At 75.8% G+C, this 1,168-nt stretch carries 2 protein-coding genes; both read left to right on the forward strand.

Translation table 11 applies throughout. The features are described from left to right. The coding region (locus tag AE652_RS41765) for a 12-oxophytodienoate reductase (RefSeq protein WP_049661291.1) at positions 1 to 831 on the forward strand (831 nt) is incomplete at its 5' end. A gap of 98 nt (positions 832 to 929) precedes the next feature. Then, the coding region (locus AE652_RS41770; RefSeq protein WP_049661293.1) for an AAC(3) family N-acetyltransferase at positions 930 to 1,168 on the forward strand (239 nt) is incomplete at its 3' end.

The following is a 1,168-nucleotide window of genomic DNA, read 5'->3' on the forward strand; positions in this document are numbered from 1 at the left end:
CACGCCGCCGGCGGGCGGATCGCCGCCCAGCTGATGCACGGCGGCCGCCAGGGCCACCCGCTCAACCGGCTGCTCGGCGACGTCCCGGCCGGCCCCTCCGCCGTCCCGGCCCCGGGCCCGGTGCACGTCAAGGACGGCGGCAAGGCCGAGGCCGTCACCCCGCGCGCCATGACCCGCGAGGAGATCCGCCGCACCGTCGCCGACCACGTCGACTCCGCCCGCCTGGCCCTCGCCGCCGGCTTCGACGCCGTCGAACTGCACGGCGCCAACTCCTACCTGATCCACCAGTTCCTGGCCGACAACACCAACCTGCGCACCGACGAGTACGGCCCCCGCACCCTCGCCGACCGGCTGCGCTTCCCGATCGAACTGGTCACCGCCGTCGCCGAGGCCATCGGTCCCGACCGCCTCGGCCTGCGGCTGTCCCCCGGCAACCCGCAGTTCGGCATGGACGAGGCCGACCCCGCCCCCGTCTACCGCGCCCTGCTCGCCGAACTCGACGGCCTCGGCCTGGCCTACCTCCACCTCACCGACAACGACGACTACCCGGCCCTGGCCGACCTGCGCCCGCGCTGGTCCGGCCCGCTGATCGGCAACGTCGGCGAGAACCGCGCCGCCACCGACCGCGAGCGCGGCGAGGCCGTGCTGGCCGCCGGCCTGGCCGACCTGGTCTCCTACGGCCGCGCCTTCATCGCCAACCCCGACCTGCCGGAACGGTTCGCCGCGAACGCCCCGCTCACCCCCGTCGACCCCACCCACCTCTACGGCCAGGAGGCCACCGGCTACACCGACTACCCCCGCCACCCCACCGTCCGGCCGACCACGAGCTGACCCAGGGCACCCCCGTCCTGACCCACTGTCAGTGCCACCCGCTATGGTCGGCCCCGAACCATCCAGTACCAACCGCACCGCCGTCACCAGGGGGCACCATGACCGCACCGGGCACCCGCCCGCTCACCACCGCCGACCTCGTGGAGGGCTGGCGCCGGGTGGGCGTCCGTGAGGGCATGGCGCTGATCGTGCACTCCTCGCTCTCCAGCCTCGGCCGGGTCGAGGGCGGCGCGGCGGCCGTGGTGGCCGGCCTGCGCGAGGCGGTCGGGCCCGGCGGCACCGTCGCCGTGCCCGCCTTCACCTCCGGCACGGTCCACGACCCGGCCCCAGGGCACAG

Source organism: Kitasatospora sp. MY 5-36, from assembly GCF_001182915.1.
GTDB lineage: Bacteria > Actinomycetota > Actinomycetes > Streptomycetales > Streptomycetaceae > Kitasatospora.